We start from the raw sequence: 24,479 nt of genomic DNA, 5'->3' as shown, positions 1-24,479 counted from the left end.
CGTCGGTTTTGCCAGTGGGCGGATGGATGAGGGCTACTTGCGCCGCAATCCGGCACGCGCAAGTAGCCCAACAGTTGTGGCGATGGTTCCGATCTTTGATGCTTTTCATTCCTCCCATGTCCCTGCCTCTCTGAGTGATGATCTCATCAAGTGATAGGAATATGTGGCGATCTGCCTGGATGAATACGGTCGTTCCTGCTCAAGCCACCAGACAATAGCTTCGATGAACTGCGCGCTGATGAGATTTGGGAGAAAACCATTTGCGAAGACGCTTTTCTCAGCAATGTGCTGATGGCTAAGAGCTCCCACCAGTTCCTGGAGACGTGTGCTCAGCATGTCGGCGATAAACGTACGCATTCTGGTCACAAACCAGGAGCTTCCCTTCTTGCCTAAAAGTGCTCGATACAGCCGCTCATAGTGCGCGAAATGGTCGAACATCTTTATCCACGCTTCTGGTGTAGCATGAGCTTCTGGTGCCTGTTCGAGGATCTCGCCCCAGGGATCTGTTGAGGGCTGAGATCCGAGGCGCTCCATCACCGAGTGGCGCAACGGATCGATCCCATGTATGACTTCGGCTATCATTTCCTCAAAGATCTTCTCAACCAGGTTGTACTTGTCCTGATAATGGCGATAGAAGGCTGCTCGGCTAACCATCGCGCGTTCGGCAATTTCTCCCACCGTGATCGCATCGAAGCCGCGCTCTTCAATCAAAGCAATCAGCGCCTCGCGTAACAATTTCTGTGTGCGACGCACCCGCAGATCGCCAGAGTTATGAGACACTTTGCGCCTCCTGTCACATAAGTGACATTTCCTTTAATTTGCTCCTGGTTTCTAGCCAGAGAAGAAGATATGCTTGAAACAAGACATGTTGTCATGTAACTATGATTGTGTCACACAATGGATATGCAGTCAATCTGCCTTTCCATCAGGCAAAGAGCCTGATCTCAATTCCTGGGAAAAAACACGACGCAGTCATACCATGCGTACTCATACAGATAGAAAGAGCAGGTAAAAGGGCATGCAAGAAAAGGCCCCAAGTACTCCACAGCAACAGCCAGGCTCTAGAAGCCAGCTCAATAAAAAATCCAATGTGATCTTTCTCAAAATCGCTGGCGGTCCCCTGCGTGCCTACTCACTTCTCAAGCATATTGGGCGCAGCAGTGGCAAAGAGTTCGCAACGCCGCTGACCGCGTATCCTCTGGGAGATGGTTTTGTAATAGCTCTGCTTTATGGGAATGCCACGAAGGTGAACTGGTGTCACAATGTCATGGCCTCCGGGAAATGCATCATTAAGACACACGGGCAGGAATATGTGCTCGGAAGGCCAGAAATCATCTCAGCCGCGCAAGCGCTCCCTGCCTACCCGCCGCTATTCAGGTGGGTGTACCAATCACGGGATATTCAGCAATTCTTGTGGGTCCATAGCATACCCATCTAATTAAGATATCCTCAGAGGCGTTGTTCAGAGGCTGCATCAGCCTGTCTTTCAGGGACGTGAGCACGTTCGGTTCATAAGTTTTTCGCCGAACGTGCTCACGTCCCTGAAATGACGACCAAAATGAAGATGATGCTCCTTGCTTGCTCTGGAACTTCTCAGAGTAGACCCTCCAATGGAGGAATGTGAAATCTGAGTTGGAGTGGCCTTTGGGGGTAATTCAGTTTCGCTTGAAGCAGATTATTTTAGCATATGTTGAAGTTCTACGAGTTCTGGATCAGTGCGAGCAAATTCTCTGGTTTCCGGGTAAAGCGCAAAAGCCTGCTGCAAGCTCGTCTCGGCCCTCTCCAACTGATTATGTGTGGCATAAAAGCAGGCGAGATTATAAAGCATGTACCCTTTCAAGAGTTCAGGTACATCCGCCTCAATCACCCCATTGGCCCAGACCTCATATATTTCTTGTGCACCTTCAACATCATGACGCTCTAGCAGATAATATCCCAGATGAATCTGAGTATGTTCATAACAATTTCCCATGAAGGAGAGATAGAAAGGCATGCCTTTCTGTAAGCGATCACTAGCTGTCAGATCTTCTTCAGTGAGTTGTTCTGTGAGTTCGATAAGATCGGCATAGACTTGATCGGACTCAACAAGAATCTCTGGCCAGGAACGATAGCGATTCTCCTCAAAGATGAGCGGATTGATTATTTCAAAAGGCTCGGATGCAGGCTGCGGGCGTTGCTGAAGATGGGCTTGCACACGCAGTACAAGACGTTGTCGCCAGTACGATAAGTGAACGACATGATCTTTGGCAGACCAGTAGTCAGGCTCACCAATGATGGTTAACTCTGCTGGAGGCAGTGCCTGAAAAAACGCATTCTGGTTGGCTTGAGCATGACGTAATAGGTCCAGTAACAGTGGCTTAAAACTCGTCTGGTTCATAGGTAGTCTCCCTGGTATAGTTTTGCATAAAACAACAAAGTCATACGGTACACGCAGATTTTGGCAAATGGTCAAGAAGAAAAAGGGAAGCTATGCACCAGGGCAAAAAAGAAGGGTGAGACCATGAAGCACAATGGCTCCTGGAGATGCGGAGGCTCACTACTACAGCCAGAGAGTCAAGGATGGAGAGAAAGAATCAGTGACAGGCCGGTCTTCCTTGCGAGGTGCAGCGCTTTATTACGAAGTGATTCATCGATGTGCACCTCCTTTCAGTTTTCGTTCAGTTTCAGTGATAGCTCAAGTATAACAGGAACTGGCTTTTTTGGCAAGTCAGGCAGATTATGATACAGGGCGTTCCAATTCTAAACGACATGGCATGTTCCCTTCTGAACCAGAAGAAAAGCCTGGGTAGGGTCCTGCTGAAACCAACGGATTTGGTCGGGAACATTTTTGACCCCCAAGCGATCCATGAGGCTCAGCACACAGGTGTTCAAAAGGGTTAACACATGGGGAACGCTTTGGGTCCGTGACTGACAACCATCTTCCCCCAAGGTCACATCTCGACGCCAGTGCAGTCGATTTTCGATCGCCCAATGCTTTCTCACTACGTCCAACAGACGATCCGCTGACGCGTGTCGCATGGGCACATTGGTGAATCCATAGACCACTTCTTGTCTGCGCTGTCCTGTTTTGCTGATCACCGTGTCACGGGTGAGGCGAAAGACTTGCTCAATGCCACACCAGGTGGCGGCAAACCAGTCATTGAGGTCGGGGCTACAGACGATCTCCCGCCTCTCCACGCGCCCATGACCTTTCTCACACGTCTGGGCTTGCTTCCACCGTCGACGATCAGGGGAGGGATCTTCAAAAAAATCGGCAATATCTTCTCGCAAGGATGGTTGATTGCCTTTGGCTATCAAGACGTAAAACCCACCAGCGTGATGAATCAGGGAACAAAAGTGCCGTTGGGTATGCATCGCATCAGCGCTGACAATGCGTCCTCTAAGTACTGCCGGGTTGAAGAGCGTCTTGGCCGCACTGATCTCATTTTGCTTGTCTCTCACATTGCACTGGGCCAGCATGATCCCTGTGTTGACTTCATACAAGCTCAATTGATGGACCGGGGTCTCTTCTGAGGTCGTTGCCCGAACGGTCTTGCCATCCAGGGCCAGATGGGCATGCTCGTAGGCACCTGCGGGTGTTCGTAAACGACTCGGTTCATCCTGGCAACGACCTTGCGCTTCCCATCGCACAAAGAAATCAGCCAGCAGTTGACTCAACTGTGCAGGATCGACCATGGCCAGGTGATTGCTGTAGGTGGTTTGGCAAGGCATCGTCTTTCGCGTGAGCCCAAAGTGCTGCGCAATGAGCATCCTGCGATAGCGTGCCCATTGAGTGACTCCTTTGAGGGTTTTTTCTCCACAGATCTTGGCGACGACGACCAACGTGAGCACGAAAGCCAGTTCATAGCGTTGTCCCTGACCTCTTCGGGGATCGGGAAGGTGTTGAAAGAGATGATACAAAGAGAGAAAGAGTGCTGGGTTGTTGATTTCTGCCTTCCTCTCGGGAAGGGAAAATGTGGTATAGTCCATGCAGAGTTTTCCTTGAGAGTGTGATTGGTTTTTCTATTCTACAAGGAAAACTCTTCTTTTTCATCTCCATTTTTAGAATTGGAAAGCCCTGGATTATGATACAAAACCATTTGTAGTCGGGTTCAGCGTATCCAGACCTGAAAATTGTACGCGAGGTTCTGGGTACGCTGACCTCAGAATAACTACTGTTCGCGGGTAAATTGCATTACCCAGTTTGTATCCCATGACTTGCCTTCATCAAAGGAAAAAGCTTGTTGCCAACGCACCGTTGACTCTGTCAGCTCATCCCAGATTAAGCGCAGATGTAAGGGTTGACCATCTGGGGTTTCAATGATCTGAAAAAAAGTGCCAGCGCCTGCTTCAAATGTTCCGAGTACCGGCCTGAAATCCAGGGGATTGCGGTTGTCGATCCAGGTAATGGCCCATTGCTGTGTTGTGGGTTCAAAAGCCTTCACACTATACCCAAGTAATTTCTCCCCTGAAGGAAGCGTGCCTTCCCAATACTCAGCAACCGCACGGCCAGCGAGTTGCTTTTCAAAACGAGAGCGAGCCGGGAACTCATCCCACTCAGCCTCTTTCTCAGGCAGAAAGACGTACTCCCGTTTTTTGCGCCGATTGACTATGCTCCAGGTGCCAATCAATGGATCGAAACTATGAGTATCAGATTGATCAAAGTTGTTGTTCATGTGAATCCTTCTTTTCTTCTTCAACCTTTGAGAAAGATCAGGAGATCTTTTACTTTCTCGATTCTAATACGAAAAGAGGGTGATAGTGACCCTGATTGGAGTCGCGAGATTTGCAGAATAGCCAGGAGTCTGAAGCTACTAATAGTCAGTCCAGTTTGATTCTGCCAAGAATGGGTGTTTGTGGTCCCTGAAAGCCCCTTTCCCTTTCGGAATCCCTGTTGTCGCCTGATTTTCCGCATGCCTGGGAGTAAAGATGAGCTAATAGTGAGTCCACATTGAAATTGACAGGAGTGAGATACTCAAGTAAAAGCCAGGAAGCCTATTGTCAATAACAATCTGGACTGGCTACTAGATGGGTTGTTTCCGTTTATACCCAAAAGCGCTCCTCACTGGCTCAATCTGGTCTACACCAATCGAGCGCTTATGACGAGTCTTGATGCTGACAGTCTTCCTGATAGTTCCTCGTCACATTCTGGCTTCATGGCTTTGATGCTTCAATCTGCTCAGCTCTGCACATGGGAACCGCCTTTTCTGTCTGCTTTTTTGGGAAAGCAGCGAAAACAGAACCATGGTCAGAAAGGGCGATGTATTTTTCTCTAGCTGTATACATATGAGGGAATAGAACGATGACAACACGCGCGTTAGTGCTCGGCGGAGGGGGTGTAGCGGGAATTGCCTGGGAGACCGGGCTGCTCGTGGGACTGGCCGAAGCCGAGGTAGATCTTCGCAATGCTGACCTGTTTCTGGGAACCTCGGCAGGTTCTACTGTAGCCGCACAGATCACCAGTGGCCTTACGCTGGATGAACTCTTCCAGCGACAGGTTGATCCCGCGCTCCAGGCTCAGGAATTAGCACCGCAGCCCGACTTCCAGAAGATGATTGCTGATTTCACACGCGTTCTGAAAGAAGGAGGAACCAGTTCAGAGATCTTGCAACGCATTGGCGCTCTGGCTCTGGCCGCTCCTACAGTGACAGAGACGAAGCGTCGGGACGTGATTGTCTCACGGCTGCCGGTACATAGTTGGCCCCAAAGCCGATTAGAGATCGTGGCTGTTGATGCGTTCAGTGGCGAACGAACCATTTTTACAAGGGAGTCCGGGGTTGATTTGGTTGATGCGGTCACGGCGAGTTGTGCGGTGCCCTATGTATGGCCTCCAGCCACAATCAATCACCATCGCTATATCGATGGTGGGTGCTACTCGATGGCCAATCTGGACTTAGCGGCTGGCTTCGACAAGATCCTGGTGCTCCAGCCCGATGCACCTCCATTTCCTTTACCGGAAAGCCTGGAGGAGCAAAGAGCACGTTTGCAGCGCCAGGGAGCGCAAATAGAAGTGATCGAGCCTGATGATGCGATGAAGGCAGCTCTGGCCTCCGCCGGGGGCAACGCTCTTGATCCCTCCTTGCGAGGAATCGCGGCCAATCTGGGCCGAGAGCAAGGTCGGCGCTTGGCGGCGCGCGTGGCTGACCTGTGGTAATGAATTGTGCTCAGTGAAACATGAATGACGCTCTTTGAGTCGACTTTCCTACGAACATTCCCTAAACAACCTCACTGGGCATGTTCGTAGGAATTCCCAGGAAGATAAGGGTCTCCTTTTGAGAAGCTCTCGCGGATGGATTGATGGCACTGATGGTAAATGAAGTGAAAAGCTGACCGATCTTGCATTGAAGAATGGGAATTTTCACTGAAAGGTGGAATTGGACGCTTTGATGATTGGAAAGGTAGCTCCCTATCTAGGGGAATACCAGGAAACGTTGTAAATACCTTGAACGCTCCTGGCAATTCCCCCACACTTGTTGGGAAAGCGAGGAAGAAATCAAGGCTGCAAAGAGGACGCCTCAAAAAGTTGTAGTAACCTCCCATAGAGCCAGCGCCGATAGACGTGCCGACCCTCCTCGCGATCTGGTGTCCAATCTACCTCTCCGTCAAGGGCACGTTCAAGATGCCAGGGAAGGCTTTGTAAGAGCGTGATCTGCCAAAGTGCCTCGACCTCTGCAAGAAAGGTTTCCAGCGCGAGGGCTTGGCCGGTTCGTTGCTGCCATAGCTCAAGATAATATTGAGCTGCCTCCTGATAGGAGAGAGCCGCGTCTGGTTTCAACAGTGATTTGAGAACACCAGCAATATCCCAGAAACGCGGTCCCAGGGCGACTTTGTGGAGATCAAAAATCAGCAACTTTTGCGCCTGCATGCGCCAACCCACGTTCTGCTCAACGAAATCGCCGTGAATGAGGCCCTGAGGCAGCGTTCGTACCAACTCTCCCAGACGATACGCCATGTGGAGGAGTGCTTGCTGTTTGACTGAGTGCTTCTGGTAAAGAGCTTGTATCGTGTCACCTAAATCACCGTAAAGAGCATGTCTTTCAAGCTGATCAAAGAACTGGCCCAGGAATTCACCATCTTGAAGCCACCGTTCATGCTGATGATGCACAAGCTTTTTTGCATAGTGTTCATCAAGAACAACTGTATTCAATTCTACGAGAACGCGCAGCCACTGCCAAAGTTCTTCTGGTACATGGCGAGCAATTCCGATCCGTTCGAGATATTCCAAAAACAGGATCTCTTCCCCCTGTGAGCCATTGAGAACACCATAGAGATGAGCCACGGGTACCCCGGATGCCTCAAGATAGTGATAATGATACGCTTCTGCTGGAATAAAAGGGAAAAGACGCTTTATAAAGAGAGGTCGTCTTTCCTGTCTACCAGCCTCAGTGAGATAGGAAACGATCACTACCTTTTTATCCGCGCAATATCCCTGGAAACCTTGTAAAGATCGCTCGCCTTCTACCAAGAATTGTCGCAATTTTTCCTCAGAGACGAGTTGTTCAACAATTGGTTTGAATTGTGCAGACGAGAGACCAAACAGAGATGAGTTGGCAGAAATGTTTTGATCCATTGTCATAAACCTTTCCTCCTTGCGTCAATAAAACAAGAAAAAAGGCGCTCGCAGAATGCTAAGAAACAAGATAGCAATGCTATTCCTGGATCTCAGTCTTCTGCGAGCGCCTGCCAATCTGTAAACAGATGATTTGTCTGTAGCGCTCGTGTATTTCTTGTTTTGAAATTGCTCCTGAGCGACCTGATATGGTTCTGGTCATCTCAGCATAGGCAAGATACTACTCTAAAGGATACCAATGAAAAAGTCAAGCATGAGAGAGGGCAAGAACAACACTCCTTACCCTTCGACTACCTCCCAGTCAGTCTCTGCTTCTCCCTTTGACCACCATCGTCCGGTATTGAGAGTGTTCATTTTGCGCTTATTGTGCGACTTGAAGCGCAAAACTTCGCTGCTTGGAGAAAGGGTCCATTCATTCGCAATGGATCCGTTGCTGACCATATCACGCTCTATGTCGGTGACAAAATCGCTAGTGAGGTTGAACTGAGCCAGAAAAAGTTTGATCGATTGGGGGCAGATACAGCGGGAATCCGAAGGAGGTGACTAGCTCCGGGCTAAGAAAAGCAGTCAACGAGGCCACCTGCCTGGGAAACGGCGAATCCGTAAGCGTGAGCACTTGAAGAGCAAACGCTCGATAGGAACATGTTTCTTCCTCGGCTCGATACACCACAAATGCCGGACATCCATTGACAGAGGTCGGAGAGAGTCGCCATCGTTTCTGCGTACCAGATGGGAATAAGATCGCAAGAAGAAAGGTCCGAATTGCTGCTCGTCCCTGATACCACGAAGGGACCGGAGGCATAGAGAGCGTTGCGTCTTCTTTCAGCAGTGCCACGAGTCCATCCACGTCATCAGTCTCCCACGCCTGTAGATAACGAGCGAGCAACGAATGGGTTGCTTCATCAATGCGACTGACGGATGCCACTTCATACGTCTCGCGTGTATAGTTCTTCTCAAGCGTCACGCGGGCACGATGCAAGGCGCTATTCACTGCTGACACCGAAACGTCAAGCCACTGCGCAATCTCATTTGCTCGCCAGTCCAGCACATCTGAGAGAATCAGGATAGCTCGTTGGCGTGGTGGGAGCAACTGCAAGGCGGCGAGGAAGGCCAGAGAGATACTCTCGTATCGCGTATAGTGTGTTTCCGGATTTTCTGCCTGCTCCTCTGCTGAAACCAGCCAGCTATCAGGGAACGGTTCAAGCCAGAGCACCTCAGCAGTTCCTGGCGCAACTGGCTTCGTTGGGTCGGACGCTGGGGAGGTGATGGTTGGTAGTGTACGCGGTGAGCGTTTCTTGAGTGTGTCAAGGCTGGTGTTGGTTGCAATCGTGTACAACCAGGAGCGCAACGACCCGGGGCCCTTCTCCGCGAATGTGCCAAAGTGTCGCCAGGCACGCAGCATGGTTTCTTGTACTGCATCCTCGGCATCGTACGGTGATCCTAGCAAACGATAACAGTGCAGGAGCAGTTCCTGGCGATATGGTTCAATCAAAGAAGCGCTATACGATTGACTAAGAAGAGCAAGATCTGAGATTGGTGCGTCTTGTCCATCATGAGTTTTCCTTTGTTTCTCTATCACGCTAATGCGCCTTTCTTCTTGCTCCTGGATCTTGTTCAGTGATGAATCATCTCATTGATGCTGCATCACCTTTATTCTACCATCTCATACAGGCTCTCTGCCAGCGATTGGAGTGTTCCACAACCGTTTGGAGCAAAGGGCAGATCAAGTGAAACAATTCCCTGGCAGACCGCATAGTTTTCCCTCTTCCAACAGTTTATTAAGTGTCTCTACCAATAGAGCAGAGGCTGTTCTGGCCGGTGATGAGTAAGCATCTCTGAGCCTTTTGGATAAAACAAATGAGAACACAAAGGAGATCACTATGTTACTTGAGAAGAAGAACGTTATCATCTATGGAGCTGCAGGAGGCGTTGGTTCTGCGTTAGCGCAGGCTTTTGCACGTGAAGGGGCAAGCGTATTTCTTGCTGGTCGCACCCTCTCAACGCTTGATGCAGTGGCACAGACTATCTCCAACTCTGGTGGAGTAGCTCACACAGCTCAGGTTGATGTCCTCGACGAGCAAGCTGTCGAGGAGTTTACTGATATGGTAGTCAGGTCAGCCGGAAGTATTGATGTTTGCATTAATGTAGCGAATTTTGCTGATCCAGGCGGCCTGGGCAAACCGCTTACTGAGTTGTCGCTCGAAAGCTTTGCGAACCCCATTACCAACTATACAAGGGCATATTTCTTGACAACACGAGCGGCGGCACGACGCATGGTTGTGAAGAGATCAGGGGTCATCTTAACGCTTACCGCGATCCTGGCACGTGTCCCTGTCCCTTCTTTTGGAGGACTCGCGCCAGCATGGGCGATGCTCGAAGCGCTCACGCGCAGTTTCGCGGTCGAGTTGGGGCCACAGGGTATTCGCGTCGCAGGCATCCGTTCGGATGCTATCCCAGAGACGGCAGTTGTTCGCAATGCCTACAGTGCTCGTGCCAGTCTGCTGGGCCTGACGAGGGAGGAGATTCAGGCCCAAACGGAGTCACTCACGTTATTACGACGGTTACCGACGCTGACTGAAGTCACGAACACAGCGGTATTTCTGGCTTCTGATCAGGCCAGTGCGATGACTGCGACGTTCGCAAACCTGTCTTGTGGATCACTCGTCGAGTAGGATAGACTCGCCCGGCACCACACACTCCCCGGTCGCGAGAGCAGGTGAATAACACACACCGCCTGCTCCCGACCGGGGAGAAGACAGCCCACGCTTGAGACAGGGAGTAGCACATTCAGGCCAACCAGGGCCTTTTTTTCGCGGGGAATACCTCTATAGGAGCTGGTTTGGACCGCTTCCACACATCTGAAAATCTACTGCTGATGCTTCTGATCTCCCTCCGAGAACGCTCTTTCATTCCCCAACGCTTCATCGTTCACCAAACAAACGTCATTGTGAGGTTCCCGCTAGAAATCTGGTTGAGAATGTGAGGTCGTCGTGAGCCTGAGCTTCTATACTGTGGGTGTTGAAGAAAACAACACCTACTTGTTCAATACCACACGGTGTTGATACATCTCATAGACAACCAGACAGAAATATGTGCGAGAACACACGGTGTGCTCTCCTTACCATCACTGATACGAAAGGGAACGTACTGAACATGATCACTCCAACCACCCTCCACTCCAATCGTCCTGCAACCCAGAAGAAAGCTGCTGGCTGGAGTGCGATGCTGGCTGGTTCCGTTGCTGGTCTTGCGCTGACCGGTTTCATGGGCTTCCAGACCTTCTTCGCGACACCACACACCGCTGCCACTGCGGCTTCTCCCTCACGAACCGTCCAGGTTCAGACGGCTTCGATTGCTGCAAACAGCTCCTATGAGAGCGTGGCCCGCGCTGCGGCTCTTCGTCATGGTATCAGTCCGGATCTCTTTGTCCGTCAGATTCAGCAAGAGAGTGGCTTTAATCCCAATGCTCGCTCTTCGGTGGGTGCGATCGGGATTGCACAGTTTATGCCCGGAACGGCTGCGGCCCTGGGTGTCAATCCCTACGATCCCAATTCGGCGCTGGATGGGGCCGCTCGCCATATGGCGGACCTCAGCCGCATGTATGGTGGCAATTATGCCAAGGCGCTGGCCGCCTATAATGCAGGCCCCGGCAATGTGAATGCTGCGGTCAATGCTGGTGGTGCCAACTGGCTCGCCTATACCCCTGCTGAGACACAGCACTATGTCCACACGATTATGGGCTAGTCTCACCTGCGAACTGGAAACAGACCTTCTTCCGCCAGGAATGGATCAACTTGATCCGTTCCTGGCTTTTGTCTACTTGAGTATTCTGACAATTCCTTTACCAATATCATTGTCACGAATAGGCATTTGCGCGATGTTCTGCTTGCAAAAGGGTATGAAGTTCACTATACGGAATTCAATGGAGGGCATGATCTTTTCTGCTGGCGAGGAGGCCTCGCGGATGGATTACTGGCACTGATGGAGTTGAGGGACAAAAAAGATCAAAAATAGACCACTGCTGGCGGATGATTCGCATAAAGCTTGTTCCGGTCCCTGGTGCCTGACCAGGACACAGCCAGCTGGTCTATTTCGCCATTGTCGAAAGGGTCACTCTTTGTTATCAAAAACAGGGGGGCGAGCCTTTCGCCGTTTTCACCTGGCATGAACAAGGAGGCTTCTTCCGGACGTTAATCAGGGAAATTTTCTGATGCATTGCCAATCGTATAGGGGGTAGAGATGTTGGGATACACGACCATCATATCCATGCCGTGATTGGCATGAAACAGATTATGGCAATGGAGCATCCATAACCCAGGGTTGTCTGCGTAAAAAGCTACATCATAGCTCTCATGAGGTCGCACACTGATGGTATCGAGGTGTACAGGACTTCCGGCCAGTGCCCGACCATTCTTTGTCAATACAGTGAAGGTATGTCCATGCAGATGCATCGGGTGGATACCACTATCCGCATTATTCTCGAAATGGAGTCGAATGAGCTGTCCTGGCTTGACCACAATTTCAGGACTATTCGGGAAGGATTTGCCATTCAAGGTAAAGACCGGCCCAGGCCGACTATTGGAAAAACCAATGGTGAAGCCAAGGGAGATTGTATAGGTCATATCAAAGTGGCTCTGGAGGGTGATGGGGTCTGTTCGCGGCTGCCCGTAGGTTGCAAAGTTAAACTCGTTCTGGCTGAGAGAGGGAAGAGCACTGGAAACATATTGTCCCTGCCCAACAAGCACCACGGGCGCCTTTGCATACTGTTGGTCACCATCTTTGGCAATGAGCAGCGCGACTGGACCATTCTCAGGCATATGGAAGCGCAGGTCATAGCGCTGCCCTCCATCAATTGAGAGGGGCACCGCTGTCAATGGCGTTGGTCCGTTGATATCGTGCCCATCGAGCGCAGCAACCAGGAAAGGCGTCCCAACCAGCGTCAAGTGATAAGGATAATTATCGGTATTGACAAGGCGCAGGCGAACCCACTGACCTGATTGTGCTGAGACATGCACCGTACCCATGGCTCCGTTGAGCGTTGGGCTGCTATTCCAGGTATGGAGAGCAAGCGCTGTATCGACATCATCATGTACTGTAGAAATGATGGGAGTGACAATGACCATCCCATAAAGGCCATGGCCTGTTTGTTCAAAGCTTTCCTGATGCGAGTGATACCAGTACGTCCCGGCATCTTTTGCCAGAAACCGATAGGTATAGGTCTGTCCTGGTTTGACGGCGTCTTGAGTGACGCCTGCGACCCCATCTGCACTGTTGGGAACGGTCATACCATGCCAATGGATAGTGACTCCAAAGGAGAGGTGATTGACAAGATGTACCATCACTAGATCCCCCTGTCGCACATGGAGTGTGGGTCCGGGTGAGGTGCCATTGAAGGTCCAGGCATCGCTGGCATTGCCAGAACCAAAGGAAAGGTGAGCAGGTTGAGCTGTCAGAGTGAATGTATCGATGTGAGCAGCTGTCTGAGGCGCTTGTAGAGTGTCTATGGGCGTACCGGAACCAGAGTGCCCAGCCTGGCACATGCTTCCCATATCGCTCATATTCATATCTTTCATATCTTTCATATCTTCCGTATGGCAGGCAGTCCCCATATTGATCCTCTCGGGATAGCGAGAAGACCACATGCCCCATCCAATACCGCCACCGACTATGAGCAGAAAACAAAGTACACCCAGAAGAAAGCGCTTCACTAATTTCTTTCGCTTCTGCTTTTTCGCTACTGGCCCCCCTACCTGGGGCTCGATGACGCTTTCCTGCTGTTCTGTTTCTCGCTGGTTTTTCATACTGTCTTATTTCTCAACTCTCAGATTTCTTCTACTATTCCATCAAATCGGTAATCTTCGTCTCAAGCCAGGCTAACGTAGCATCACACGAGTGAATGTGGTAGTCAGCTAACTGCAGGATGAAAGGACGCTCCTGGTCCTGAATTCCAGGGTTGGACACCACCATACTGCTTCCACGCGCGTAATGTTCGCGCAAAATGTGGAGGTACTCGCGATACTGCTGTAACACAGCAAGTTGTAGGGCAGCGTCCACCAGGCTGAACTTGGAGAGTTTGACCACAAACAGGTCTGGGTAGTCCGAATCATATTCACCCGGGTCACGCATGAGGGTAAAGAAATGCTCCCGACCAGCATCAGTGAGATGATAGAGTTTGCGTGTCTGTCTATGCCTCTCTTGAGAAGCTGTAGTATCGTCTTGTTCACTCTCGAACGTAATCAGACCTTGTTGTTCAAGTCGACGAATAAGGGGATAGAGTGTCCCCCAGCTAAGCCGATGAAATGGACCTAAAATGCGCTGGATGATCGCGTGGAGTTTATAGCCATGTTGAGGCCCATTCATGAGTTCACCCACCACAAACAATTCATAAGCAGGGTGAGGACTACGCCCACCGCTGTTTCGTCTAATGTCTTTTTTCTCTGGTAGATTCTGCTTCTCTGCCAATGCTCTGCCTGCCTTACACTATATCGGTTCGATACTACTATTATCAGTATACCGAATCGATATAGATAAAGCAAGAGAGGAACAAAGGGAATTCTTTGTTCACCAAACAAAAGTCATTGTGAGGTTCCCGCTAGAAATCTGGTTGAGAATGTGAGGCCGTCGTGAGCCTGAGCTTCTATACTGTGGGTGTTGAAGAAAACAACACCTACTTGTTCAATACCACACGGTGTTGATACATCTCATAGACAACCAGACAGAAATATGTGCGAGAACACACGGTGTGCTCTCCTTACCATACTGACACGAAAGGGAACGTACTGAACATGATCACTCCAACCACCCTCCACTCCAATCGTCCTGCAACCCAGAAGAAAGCTGCTGGCTGGAGTGCGATGCTGGCTGGTTCCGTTGCTGGTCTTGCGCTGACCGGTTTCATGGGCTTCCAGACCTTCTTCGCGACACCACACACCGCTGCCACTGCGGCTTCTCCCTCACGAACCGTTCAGGTTCAGACGGCTTCGGTTGCTGCAAATAGCTCCTATGAGAGCGTGGCCCGCGCTGCGGCTCTTCGTCATGGTATCAGTCCCGATCTCTTTGTCCGTCAGATTCAGCAAGAGAGTGGCTTTAATCCCAATGCTCGCTCTTCGGTTGGGGCAATCGGGATTGCCCAGTTTATGCCCGGAACGGCTGCGGCCCTGGGTGTCAATCCCTACGATCCCAATTCGGCGCTGGATGGAGCCGCTCGCCATATGGCCGACCTCAGCCGCATGTATGGTGGCAATTATGCCAAGGCGTTGGCCGCCTATAATGCTGGCCCTGGCAATGTGAATGCTGCGGTTAATGCTGGGGGTGCCAACTGGCTCGCTTATACCCCTGCTGAGACACAGCACTATGTCCACACGATTATGGGCTAGTCTCACCTGCGAGCTGGAAACAGACCTTCTTCCGCCAGGAATGGATCAACTTGATCCGTTCCTGGCTTTTTGTTCTTCAATCTGGACTAGCGCTATGTCGATGTGAAAGGTCAAGAACATGTGCATATCTGATTGAGCTACTTGTCATAGCACAGAATGCAAGCAATAACTGACCGCCCACTGCAAACATGATGGTCACTTGCGCACCATAGTATTGCAATAATAACCCTGTAAGTGTTAGCCCCAAAGGTGCTAGACCATTGCTAATCAGGCGTGAGACACTGTTTACTCTGCCACGCATTGCATCAGGAGTGAGCTTAAATCGATAGCCCATATTCACAATATTATAGATTGGGCTTAGGAAATAGGTAGTTCCAACTGTACATCCGAGCAACAATAGAGATGGCAATGATATCAACGGTATCCATAGCAAGGCATCCAACCAAAGTACTCCAAGGATCACAACAGCAAAGCGGACACGTTGTTGCACCTTCGCTGCTACCATTGATCCTATAATCCCTCCAATTCCTCCGATGCTCAAGATGATTCCAATTTTTTCACTGGATGCGTGATGTGATTGTGCGATAATAATTACGATAAGTGTTTGACCTGCCCCGAAGAAGACATTTCCAGAAGTGACAAGTGCCATTGCACGTAAGATGGGTTGTTTCCAGAGCCAGTGTAAACCTTCTGCGATATCCTTGAAGAGATGCTGATCTATTGCCTCTCGCTGTTCTTGAAACTGGACTCGCATGAATAATAGCGAAACCAATGAAGCCAGATAAGAGGCAGCATCTGCGAGGAAAGGCAAAAACATCTGTATTGAAAAGAGTAACCCTCCAAGTGGAGATCCAACGAGATTCATAATGCCTGTAGTTGCCTGTGTGCGTCCCATTGCGGAAGGTAACTGTGCTCTGTCAACAATTTGAGGTAAACAAGAAACTTCTGCAATACTAAAGAACGTTCCTAACAGGGCATCAAGAAACCCTGTTATATATAACACCTCGATTGTGAGCCTGCCAGATATCCCAATAAAGAAAATGCTTGCCATGCTCAATAATCGTCCAGCATCACACACAACCATCACTCGCTTACGATCCCAGCGGTCAACGAGAGCTCCCGCTGGAAGCACAAAGAGTAAATAGGTCAGCGAGCGCATAGCGCTAATAAACCCAGCCTGAGCTGGTGAACGTGTTACAGCTAATATGAGCAAAGGAAAGGCCAAGAGTGAGACAGCAGTACCAACACTCGAAAGTGTCTGTCCGCTCCATAATAAAAGGAAATCGCGATTGTGCCAGAGAGACGATTTCAGTGCCATGGATGCTCTTCCACCTTTCGAAAAGAAACTCTTGAGAGAAACGCTATCCCTATAAGAGATGAGAAGAGTATAAATCATCTTAAATGTAGAAACACCATTCTTTCGAACAATGTCTCTTCTTGACAACTTCTGTTATAATAATAATGAGAAATCGTCCACCACCTTTAGATTTTTGTTACTTATTTTCAATTATTTATAAAACTATAGACTTCTATAATCTGTGAAAGCTACTCCATCGCCCTCTGATCACTTGATTATCTTCTTTGCTACTGAGTGAATGCGTTGTATACACGCAATTGACAACGCATCTGCTGGTCTGTTACACTTATCTTCACACAGAAAATTTGGAAAAGGATGGTTCTTTATGGCCTGGCGCTTGTTGCTTACTCGCCTCTTCATCATATTCCTCCAGTTGCCCATAGCCGCATTCTGCCCTTTTCCAGGCACATTTTGAGGTAAACTGTTAAGAAAGCAGGCTGTGGGTTGCATTTGACAAGCTCCCATGGCCTTGTTTGGGTTTCTTCCGCTTCACTCTCAGAATGTTCACCCCTTCCTCAGGTCCTGGTGTTTGTCTGCACCTGCACCATGCCTATTCGGACAACGAACAAACTTTTGTTCGTGTTCTGTCGTGAGGAAGCTCTTTATGCAACTCTCCCTACCGGAATATCGCCGTCTTCTTGCTACATATCTGATCCCTCAGTGGCGGCGCGTCCTTCTTTTCGCTCTGCTCTTTGGCACTGAATTAGCACTGAAACTGATTGGCCCGCAGATCCTTCGTGTTTTTCTCGATGATGCGACTCTGGCTGATAGGCATACGTCGCTCATCCCGATTGCCGTTCTCTTTCTGGTCGTCACGTTGGGCCAGCAAAGCATGGGAGTCTGGGCAGCATACACCAGCGAGCGCATTGGTTGGCGTGCGACCAATGCGCTCCGTATCGATCTGACGAGGCATCTGTTACAGCTTGATCTTTCTTTTTATAAAGAACACTTGCCTGGAGAGTTGATCGAACGTATTGATGGTGATGTTGCCATGCTAGGCAACTTCTTTGCCCAGTTCGTGCTTCAGGTACTGGGCAATCTTCTTTTGCTCGTTGGAATACTGGTCATTACCTGGTTCCAGGAATGGCATACTGGCCTTGCCCTTACGCTTTTTGCGTTGCTGGCTGGTATGCTGATCAATGTTGTCAGCCAGGTGACGGTTCCCTCCTGGCAAGCGGTGCGCCAGGCCAATGCAGACCTCTATGGCTTTCTTGAAGAGCGTCTGGGAGGGACGGAAGATATTCGCTCAAGCGGGGCTGAAAGCTATGTGATGCGCCACTTTTTTCTGCATGCCCGCCGACGCTTTTTTACCACGCTACGTGCTCGCTTGATCTCCGTTCTTCCCTGGAGTGTGCCGCAACTGTGCTTTGCCATTGGCACAGTGATTGCTTTCCTGCTCGCGGCCTGGTTGTATGGAGCAGGGATGGTGTCATTAGGGATGGCGTTCCTGATCTACTATTACATTCAAATGCTTTTCTTACCTATGATTATCATTTCAGAGCAGTTAGAAGATTTCCAAAAGGCGCGCGCGAGTGTCACACGGGTTTATGATCTCTTGCATGTGCGCAGTCGGATGAAGGATGGGCCAGGCGTGGTCTTCCCCTCTTGTGCGCTCCCAGTCGAGTTTGTGGACGTTTCCTTTGGATATGATGATGAGGTGATGGTCGTACACCACCTTTCGTTTCGCTTGCAAGCAGGCGAGGTATTAGGCGTCCTGGGGCGGACCGGGAGCGGCAAGTCGACGATCGCGCGTTTGCTCTTTCGGCTCTATGATCCTGCATCTGGCCTGATTCGCCTGAACGGGACCGATCTCCGTACCGCTGCACGGGCTGATTTACGTAAAACAATTGGTCTGGTGACACAAGAGGTCCAGTTATTTGAGGCCAGCGTTCGAGATAATCTCACCTTTTTTGATCGCACGATTGATGATGCACGTATCCTTGCAGCCCTGACGGACCTGGGAATGCTCAGGTGGTACCACCATTTACCACAGGGGCTTGATACGCGACTTGCGCCTAATGGTGGAGGGCTGTCCGCTGGCGAAGCGCAGTTGTTAGCATTTGTGCGCGTTTTTCTGAAAGATCCCTCGGTCGTGATTCTGGATGAGCCTTCTTCGCGCCTTGATCCAGCTACAGAGCGATTATTGGAACAGGCTATCGACAAACTTTTGTATGGACGAACTGCGATCATCATCGCTCATCGCTTGAGTACTGTGAAGCGTGCCGACTCCATCCTCATTCTTGAGGAGGGCCGTATCCGCGAATATGGCGCTCGTATAAACCTGGCTCGCGATCCCAATTCACGCTTCTCGCACCTGTTACGAACCGTTCATAGTGAGGTACAACCATGAAAAATCGACAATTCTTCTGGGCCATGCTTCGTTTCCGTCCCTGGATTTTTCTCAGTGGCATATTCTTTTTCACTCTGGTGAGAGTCTGTGAAACCGTTCCGGGACTCATCGCCCAGGTATTTTTTGATCGCTTACAAGCTCATGCGCTTAAAAATACAGAGCTTGTCTGGTTCATTACCCTGCTTCTGCTCTCGGTTGCCGGGCGGAGTATGTTTTTGTTTTGTAGTCAGATCGGGGAACTCCCTTTTCGCGCGACCCTGCTCCAGAAGAACCTGTTTGCCCATATACTCAAGTTGCCGGGAGCTGCAGCTCTTCTCACATCGTCGGGGGATGTGATCAATCGTTTGCGCGATGACGTTGATGCGAGCCTGGAGCTGCTGGATGGTCGTATTATTTCCTATGGCGTGTTTGTTGTGATTGCGCTGGTCATCATGTGTCGTATCAATGTGCTGCTTACCCTGGCTGTCTGCCTCCCAATGGTCACAATCATTGTGACGATGCGTCTTGTTGGCACATATGTTAAGCAACGGCGTGAGCAAAGTCGCAAAGGGACTGCTGATGTAAGTGGTTTTCTTGGAGAGCTCTTTGGCGCTGTGCAGGCGGTTCAGGTTGCTGGGACGGAAGAAAGTATGCTTGATTACCTGGATCATCTGAGCTCCATTCGGATGCGGATGACGATGCGAGATAGCTTGCTCAACCGTATCACACAGGCAGCCTTTGAGAACACGGTTACTATAGGTACTGGTTTGATTCTTCTGCTGGCTGGCCAGTCCATGCGAAATGGTTCATTCACGGTCGGAGATTTTGCTCTCTTTGTCTATTATATTGGCTGGATAACTGAATTTACGACCTACCTGGGAACGGTGTTCACCCGCTATCAGCAAGCTGGTGTCTCGCTGGCGCGCCTGGTCGCTCTCTTGCAAGGTGCCTCTGCACACGTACTCGTACAACCAGGACCCCTCTACCTGTGTGGGCCATCACCTATTGTCGCAGATGTACCTTCAATTGGTGCTCAATGGCTAAACCGACTTGAGGTGAATAGCTTACACTACTGTTATCCAGGGACGGAGCAGGGAATCAAAGCTATCTCGTTCTCGCTTCGGCGCGGTTCGTTTACGGTTATCACAGGCCAGGTTGGATCCGGCAAGACGACGCTCCTCAGGGTTCTGTTGGGACTACTACCAAAGGATAGCGGGAATATTGTCTGGAATGAAGATGTCGTTGAACATCCCGATACCTTTTTCCTTCCGCCGCACAGTGCCTATACCCCACAGGCTCCTCGCCTTTTCAGCGAGAGCCTGCGTGAGAATATCCTGTTCGGCCTGCCTGAAGATGATCGGCTGAAGCGAGCGCTCGATCTGGCTGTCCTGGGAGCGGATCTTCTCTCTATGCCACAGGGCCTGGATACCGTCGTAGGACCACGTGGCATGCGCCTTTCCGGCGGGCAGGTGCAACGTGTCGCTGCGGCCCGCATGTTTGTGCGGCCAGCCGAACTGCTCGTTGTTGACGACTTATCAAGCGCGTTGGATGTAGAAACGGAGGCACTGCTCTGGCAACGTCTTGGCATACAGAAAGAGGCAACTGTGCTTGCGGTCTCGCATCATCGCTCGGTCTTGCACCAGGCCGACCACATTATCGTCCTTAATGAAGGGATGATTGAGGCGCAGGGGAGGCTGGATCAGGTGCTTGAGGCAAGCGCTTTCATGCGGCAGCTATGGGAGGAGGATGTGCCAGGGTAAAAGGTGACGAAACTCTGGGCAAATCGAGCAAGGCTTTAGGATATTTCCTACCTCCCTCTCCACATTCTGTCACGCATTGAATGGTGCAGCGACTACATAGGTAAATATAGGAATGATGTGTTTTCTTGCCAGGCTTTTCTTGACTGGCAAAAACACGAGAGGGAGATGATATGCTCAATTCTGCCGATGAGATCTCACCGACCGATCATGGTGAAATGTTTCGATGTTATGGACCTCCCATCTTTACCTACCTTCGTTTGCATGCTTCTTCACGCGAAGAGGCAGAAGATCTGACACTCGATGTGTTTACCGCCGCTCTTGGCAATCCGCAACTCCTTACCTGGAGCGGCCCACGCCAGCTTGGCTGGCTGAGACGCGTCGCCGCCAACAAGCTGACCGATAGCTACCGCCGCGCTAACCGTCGTCCGGCAATGGCACTCGACCAGTTCGCGGAGATACTGTTCGACGAAAATGACCCTGTCCTTGTCGCGCAACACCGCGAGGATTATAGCCAGTTACATCAACATATTCAACAACTTTCACCACTGCAGCAGCAGCTTTTGCGCCTGCGCTATGGACACGGACTGCATACTGCGGAGATCGCGGAATTGCTTAACAAGAACGAACCAGCTGTGCGCCAGATGCTCTCACGCACCATTAGCCTGCTTAGAACCATGTACAATATCCCATCGACCCGCAATAGCAAAGGAGAGAGGGCATGAACTTTAATACGCTCCCTGAAGAACAGGACAATCCCGAACTCATCAACCATTTGCAGGACTTTCATCGCCTCGCTCCCGAAGATAGAGCATCGTTAGCTTCCATTGAGAGACGCCTCCTCGCCGTTGCACCTCCACAGTTGCAAGGATACGCACCAGCAGAGGCATCCCAATCTGAAACGATCATTATAAATTTTCCGCAGCCACGCGCACAAAAGGTGTGGGTGCGTCGCCTGCAATGGTTTGCCGTAGTTGCATGGGTCATACTTCTGCTCGGGGCTAGCGTGCCCGCGTTTGTACTCATCCAGGGGAAAAACCACTCGGCGCCCGGTGGAAAGACCACGCACGCGACGGGTACGGTATCGATCCCTCCAGGAGAGAAGAGCACATTGGTAGGGAATGGTACCCTGGTGAATGCTCAGATAGTCTTCATGGCAACTCCCCAGATCGGTTGGGCCAGACAAGGTCAGTCTGGAGCAAAGAACGGCCCCATCGTGCGCACCACCGATGGTGGCAAGCACTGGCAACAGGTTACACTGCCGCAAGAGCTGTCGGGGCAACCTTTCGCGGTCTACGCGTTCGACGGGAACATGGCCATCATTGTCCCACCGGCGGTCGAGCAGACCATTCCGCAGTCGTACCTCTATCGCACCCTGGATGGCGGTGCAACCTGGCAACGCGGCACCTTGCCTGCACTCTCCCCGGACGACGGCGGTATAGTCGTACTCAACTGGAGCTTCCTGGACCATCAGCAAGGCTGGATGACCATGTGGAGGGGCATATGTTGTGGCGGGGATAGCCGCAATGTCACGCTGGATCAATTAGGAGGTGAGACGCTGTACCACACCACAGATGGAGGTCTGACCTGGCTCCAATTCACCTCGCTCTCTTTCAAATATCCAGGCAAGGGTATCACGTTCATCACTGCCCGACTAGGATGGCTCACCACCTATGTTGACGATCCCGTGCACCCGTCGCTCAGCGATCCGCTCGCCTTCCCGGGAGCTCTCTACGTCACCCATGACGGAGGATATACCTGGCAGCAGCAGTCGCTGCCAACACTCAGCCAGACAACTTCAAAGTCTGACTATCAGGGCTTAACGTTCTTCAGTGCTAGCAAGGGTTATCTCTTTGATCGCGTGAGCACGTCTACTGGTCCTGATCAGCAATTCCTGTACGTGACACAGGATGGTGGCAATTCGTGGCAGGTGCTCGGCTCTGCTATTCCTTCCCATTCATATAACTTGAACGTTATTAATGATATCTATGTCTTTGATGACACAACCCTCTTCACGCTACGCAATGGCCAGTGGGTCGCAGCATCAAAGCCTTTTCCCTTCATGGCCGCTACGGTCAAGTTTTTCTCTCCGCTGGCCGGTCTCGCACAAACGTACACTGGTGATATATACCAGACCAGCGATGGAGGGCAGACCTGGCAAAAAATCGGGACGCTGCCTGTATAGCGCCCTGGGAGACCCGGATTGGCAAACTGCCCCTTACTACCTCTAATGGAGGGGAATCCTGGCCACCAGAGCAGGCAATCATGATAAAGAAGAGCTGTCACGATTGCCTGCTCTAGTATTCGTAAACACGCTATTGGATAGGGAACCGCTCCGGCGATCCTTCCTCCCCGTAATGCGAATCTGACAATGATTCCTGCACTTCGCTCTCTACTATAGGCTCTGGGGTAGTTGTCATATTTGGGGTTCCAGGATGCACAGGCAAGGCAGTTTCGTCATTTCTACGCGTTCTCGCTGCTCTCAAAGGAATGTTTATGAAACGAGCTCGAAGCTATCCTCTGATCATGCGACGCTGGTAGCGCCCTGTCGAGAATGCGTGTCCAAACTGTCATCGAACGCTCCGGCAGGCCATGACACTGACAAGGCGAACGGTGATCAGTGATTAAGCTAATTCACGCAGGCTATCGCTCCATCACCTACTGTCACAGATGTACCTTCAATTGGTGCTCAATGGCTAAACCGACTTGAGGTGAATTGCTTGCACTACTGTTATCCAGGGACGGAGCAGGGGATCAGAGATATCTCGTTCTCGCTTCGACGCGGTTCGTTTACGGTTATCACGGGCCAGGTTGGGTCTGGCAAGACGACGCTCCTCAGGGTTCTGTTGGGACTACTACCAAAGGATCGGGGGGATATTGTCTGGAATGAAGATGTCGTTGAACATCCCGATACCTTTTTCCTTCCGCCGCACAGTGCCTATACGCCACAGGCTCCTCGCCTTTTCAGCGAGAGCCTGCGTGAGAATGTCCTGTTCGGCCTGCCTGAAGATGATCGGCTGAAGCGAGCGCTCGATCTGGCTGTGCTGGGAGCGGATCTTCTCTCTATGCCACAGGGCCTGGATACCGTCGTAGGACCACGTGGCATGCGCCTCTCCGGCGGGCAGGTGCAACGGGTCGCTGCGGCCCGCATGTTTGTGCGGCCAGCCGAACTGCTCGTTGTTGACGACTTATCAAGCGCGTTGGATGTAGAAACGGAGGCACTGCTCTGGCAACGTCTTGGCATACAGAAAGAGGCAACTGTGCTTGCGGTCTCGCATCATCGCTCGGTCTTGCACCAGGCTGACCACATTATCGTCCTTAAAGAAGGCATGATTGAGGCGCAGGGGAGGCTGGATCAGGTGCTTGAGACAAGCGCTTTCATGCGGCAGTTATGGGAGGAGGATGTGCCAGGGTGAACGGCGACGAGAAGAGAGTTGGCAGGAAGAGCGTCTTAAAGAAGCCTGGAAACCGCACGACGGCGCTTCAGGAATTTCTTCTTGTTTGAGCGTAGAAAACCAATTCACCAACAGTATCGATCCTAGTCCTACCTCATGAAGAGTAGAGAAAAAGAAGATGACCACCTGATCTCAGAGTTGTCGCAAAATGATGACAAAAACATCGAGATACATCAGTTTGTCTGGTAGGTATACTGCTTTTGAGAGGCAGGCATCTCATCGATAGATACGTAACTGCTTCTTGCTTGAATCCATATGATTGCTTTCGGCTGTTCAAACTGGGAGATGACAACATCCTCCCCAAAAAAAGAAAGGTGGAATAGCGATGAATAGAGTTTTAGCATTGCAAAAGCTTTCAACGGAAAAGAAATCAGAATACATTGCAGAAAGTGCAGTATCTGTGGAGGTCTGTTTCAACGAGAGTCATCTCTCGTTACTCCTGTGTCAATAAGGTGTCTGTTTTCTTCTGATGATGCAGACTGCTGCGTTGATTAGCGAAGCGGGGTGGCCCGTAACATAAGCCATCCCGCTGGCACATCCTTATTCAGCAATTTGGTGTAACTCGAGTGACCTGAAGAGGTCAAACCTGAACAATGATCTCCAGACACACTTTCATCTTCTGATCGATGAATCAAACGAAAAAAGGAAATATGCGG

At 50.7% G+C, this 24,479-nt stretch carries 20 protein-coding genes; 11 read left to right on the top strand and 9 right to left on the bottom strand.

Going from position 1 to position 24,479, the window contains the following annotated elements; genetic code table 11:
* Positions 1–105: 105 nt before the first annotated feature.
* Entirely contained in the window at positions 106–780 is a 675-nt protein-coding gene (locus EL628_RS25935) for a TetR/AcrR family transcriptional regulator (protein WP_126582891.1), read from the bottom strand.
* 238 nt (positions 781–1,018) lie between these two features.
* Between EL628_RS25935 and EL628_RS25930 the strand changes: the two genes are divergently transcribed.
* Positions 1,019–1,438 carry a PNPOx family protein gene (locus tag EL628_RS25930; RefSeq protein WP_126582890.1) on the top strand — a complete coding sequence of 140 codons (420 nt, stop codon included), beginning with the start codon at positions 1,019–1,021 and terminating at the stop codon, positions 1,436–1,438.
* A gap of 237 nt (positions 1,439–1,675) precedes the next feature.
* On the opposite strand, the gene EL628_RS25925 is transcribed toward EL628_RS25930, so the two are convergent.
* From EL628_RS25925 to EL628_RS25915, 3 genes are all read right to left on the bottom strand, one after another.
* Positions 1,676–2,377, bottom strand: coding sequence for a TPR end-of-group domain-containing protein (locus tag EL628_RS25925; RefSeq protein WP_126582889.1), 702 nt, complete (start codon positions 2,375–2,377; stop codon positions 1,676–1,678).
* A gap of 362 nt (positions 2,378–2,739) precedes the next feature.
* Positions 2,740–3,969, bottom strand: coding sequence for an ISAs1 family transposase (locus tag EL628_RS25920; protein WP_126581053.1), 1,230 nt, complete (start codon positions 3,967–3,969; stop codon positions 2,740–2,742).
* Positions 3,970–4,151: 182 nt separating this feature from the next.
* Positions 4,152–4,655, bottom strand: a complete 504-nt coding sequence (locus tag EL628_RS25915) for a DUF1579 domain-containing protein (protein WP_245994456.1) — start codon at positions 4,653–4,655, stop codon at positions 4,152–4,154.
* A 626-nt stretch (positions 4,656–5,281) separates the two neighbouring features.
* On the opposite strand from EL628_RS25915, the gene EL628_RS25910 reads away from it, so the two are divergent.
* Positions 5,282–6,133: a patatin-like phospholipase family protein gene (locus EL628_RS25910; RefSeq protein ID WP_126582888.1), complete on the top strand. Its 852-nt coding sequence runs from the start codon at positions 5,282–5,284 to the stop codon at positions 6,131–6,133.
* A 339-nt stretch (positions 6,134–6,472) separates the two neighbouring features.
* Here EL628_RS25910 and EL628_RS25905 read toward each other — a convergent pair whose 3' ends face one another.
* Together EL628_RS25905 and EL628_RS25900 are read right to left on the bottom strand one after the other, a co-directional pair.
* Positions 6,473–7,555, bottom strand: coding sequence for a phosphotransferase (locus EL628_RS25905; RefSeq protein ID WP_126582887.1), 1,083 nt, complete (start codon positions 7,553–7,555; stop codon positions 6,473–6,475).
* A gap of 463 nt (positions 7,556–8,018) precedes the next feature.
* Complete coding sequence (locus EL628_RS25900; protein WP_245994454.1) at positions 8,019–9,128, bottom strand: RNA polymerase subunit sigma-70; 1,110 nt, start codon at positions 9,126–9,128, stop codon at positions 8,019–8,021.
* Positions 9,129–9,429: 301 nt separating this feature from the next.
* Here EL628_RS25900 and EL628_RS25895 point away from each other — a divergent pair, with 301 nt between their 5' ends.
* Both EL628_RS25895 and EL628_RS25890 read left to right on the top strand, forming a co-directional pair.
* Entirely contained in the window at positions 9,430–10,221 is a 792-nt protein-coding gene (locus EL628_RS25895) for an SDR family NAD(P)-dependent oxidoreductase (RefSeq protein ID WP_126582885.1), read from the top strand.
* Between the two features lie 481 nt (positions 10,222–10,702).
* Positions 10,703–11,293 carry a lytic transglycosylase domain-containing protein gene (locus tag EL628_RS25890; RefSeq protein ID WP_126582884.1) on the top strand — a complete coding sequence of 197 codons (591 nt, stop codon included), beginning with the start codon at positions 10,703–10,705 and terminating at the stop codon, positions 11,291–11,293.
* 446 nt (positions 11,294–11,739) lie between these two features.
* Here EL628_RS25890 and EL628_RS25885 read toward each other — a convergent pair whose 3' ends face one another.
* Entirely contained in the window at positions 11,740–13,350 is a 1,611-nt protein-coding gene (locus EL628_RS25885) for a multicopper oxidase family protein (RefSeq protein ID WP_126582883.1), read from the bottom strand.
* A gap of 34 nt (positions 13,351–13,384) precedes the next feature.
* Complete coding sequence (locus EL628_RS25880; protein ID WP_126582882.1) at positions 13,385–14,011, bottom strand: PadR family transcriptional regulator; 627 nt, start codon at positions 14,009–14,011, stop codon at positions 13,385–13,387.
* Positions 14,012–14,334: 323 nt separating this feature from the next.
* Here EL628_RS25880 and EL628_RS25875 point away from each other — a divergent pair, with 323 nt between their 5' ends.
* Complete coding sequence (locus EL628_RS25875) at positions 14,335–14,925, top strand: lytic transglycosylase domain-containing protein (protein WP_126582881.1); 591 nt, start codon at positions 14,335–14,337, stop codon at positions 14,923–14,925.
* Positions 14,926–15,001: 76 nt separating this feature from the next.
* Here EL628_RS25875 and EL628_RS25870 read toward each other — a convergent pair whose 3' ends face one another.
* Positions 15,002–16,243: an MFS transporter gene (locus EL628_RS25870; RefSeq protein ID WP_161975773.1), complete on the bottom strand. Its 1,242-nt coding sequence runs from the start codon at positions 16,241–16,243 to the stop codon at positions 15,002–15,004.
* Between the two features lie 643 nt (positions 16,244–16,886).
* Between EL628_RS25870 and EL628_RS25865 the strand changes: the two genes are divergently transcribed.
* From EL628_RS25865 to EL628_RS31150, 6 genes are all read left to right on the top strand, one after another.
* Entirely contained in the window at positions 16,887–18,632 is a 1,746-nt protein-coding gene (locus tag EL628_RS25865; RefSeq protein ID WP_126582879.1) for an ABC transporter ATP-binding protein, read from the top strand.
* Positions 18,629–20,371, top strand: coding sequence for an ABC transporter ATP-binding protein (locus EL628_RS25860; protein WP_126582878.1), 1,743 nt, complete (start codon positions 18,629–18,631; stop codon positions 20,369–20,371). The genes EL628_RS25865 and EL628_RS25860 overlap by 4 nt, the downstream gene beginning before the upstream one ends.
* A 170-nt stretch (positions 20,372–20,541) precedes the next feature.
* Positions 20,542–21,093: a sigma-70 family RNA polymerase sigma factor gene (locus tag EL628_RS25855; RefSeq protein ID WP_126582877.1), complete on the top strand. Its 552-nt coding sequence runs from the start codon at positions 20,542–20,544 to the stop codon at positions 21,091–21,093.
* The gene (locus EL628_RS25850; protein ID WP_126582876.1) at positions 21,090–22,553 is read left to right on the top strand and encodes a WD40/YVTN/BNR-like repeat-containing protein; all 1,464 of its coding nucleotides are present in this window, start codon (positions 21,090–21,092) and stop codon (positions 22,551–22,553) included. The genes EL628_RS25855 and EL628_RS25850 overlap by 4 nt, the downstream gene beginning before the upstream one ends.
* A 535-nt stretch (positions 22,554–23,088) precedes the next feature.
* A complete protein-coding gene (locus EL628_RS25845; RefSeq protein ID WP_245994451.1) occupies positions 23,089–23,784 on the top strand; it encodes an ATP-binding cassette domain-containing protein in 696 nt (231 codons plus the stop codon).
* 364 nt (positions 23,785–24,148) lie between these two features.
* Positions 24,149–24,274, top strand: a complete 126-nt coding sequence (locus EL628_RS31150) for a class III lanthipeptide (RefSeq protein WP_218028996.1) — start codon at positions 24,149–24,151, stop codon at positions 24,272–24,274.
* Positions 24,275–24,479: the final 205 nt, after the last annotated feature.

It is taken from the genome of Tengunoibacter tsumagoiensis (assembly GCF_003967535.1).
Lineage (GTDB): Bacteria > Chloroflexota > Ktedonobacteria > Ktedonobacterales > Ktedonobacteraceae > Tengunoibacter > Tengunoibacter tsumagoiensis.
The sequence above is the reverse complement of the archived record's forward strand: the minus strand, read 5'-3'. Positions and strand labels throughout refer to the sequence as shown.

Coding starts and splice junctions, on each gene's coding strand:
- EL628_RS25865 (WP_126582879.1), top strand. CDS start 16,887: ATGCAACTCTCCCTACCGGAATATCGCCGTCTTCTTGCTACATATCTG.
- EL628_RS25870 (WP_161975773.1), bottom strand. CDS start 16,243: ATGGCACTGAAATCGTCTCTCTGGCACAATCGCGATTTCCTTTTATTA.
- EL628_RS25920 (WP_126581053.1), bottom strand. CDS start 3,969: ATGGACTATACCACATTTTCCCTTCCCGAGAGGAAGGCAGAAATCAAC.
- EL628_RS25925 (WP_126582889.1), bottom strand. CDS start 2,377: ATGAACCAGACGAGTTTTAAGCCACTGTTACTGGACCTATTACGTCAT.
- EL628_RS25930 (WP_126582890.1), top strand. CDS start 1,019: ATGCAAGAAAAGGCCCCAAGTACTCCACAGCAACAGCCAGGCTCTAGA.
- EL628_RS25895 (WP_126582885.1), top strand. CDS start 9,430: ATGTTACTTGAGAAGAAGAACGTTATCATCTATGGAGCTGCAGGAGGC.
- EL628_RS25890 (WP_126582884.1), top strand. CDS start 10,703: ATGATCACTCCAACCACCCTCCACTCCAATCGTCCTGCAACCCAGAAG.
- EL628_RS25910 (WP_126582888.1), top strand. CDS start 5,282: ATGACAACACGCGCGTTAGTGCTCGGCGGAGGGGGTGTAGCGGGAATT.
- EL628_RS25885 (WP_126582883.1), bottom strand. CDS start 13,350: ATGAAAAACCAGCGAGAAACAGAACAGCAGGAAAGCGTCATCGAGCCC.
- EL628_RS25860 (WP_126582878.1), top strand. CDS start 18,629: ATGAAAAATCGACAATTCTTCTGGGCCATGCTTCGTTTCCGTCCCTGG.
- EL628_RS25850 (WP_126582876.1), top strand. CDS start 21,090: ATGAACTTTAATACGCTCCCTGAAGAACAGGACAATCCCGAACTCATC.
- EL628_RS25905 (WP_126582887.1), bottom strand. CDS start 7,555: ATGACAATGGATCAAAACATTTCTGCCAACTCATCTCTGTTTGGTCTC.
- EL628_RS25875 (WP_126582881.1), top strand. CDS start 14,335: ATGATCACTCCAACCACCCTCCACTCCAATCGTCCTGCAACCCAGAAG.
- EL628_RS31150 (WP_218028996.1), top strand. CDS start 24,149: ATGAATAGAGTTTTAGCATTGCAAAAGCTTTCAACGGAAAAGAAATCA.
- EL628_RS25915 (WP_245994456.1), bottom strand. CDS start 4,655: ATGAACAACAACTTTGATCAATCTGATACTCATAGTTTCGATCCATTG.
- EL628_RS25855 (WP_126582877.1), top strand. CDS start 20,542: ATGCTCAATTCTGCCGATGAGATCTCACCGACCGATCATGGTGAAATG.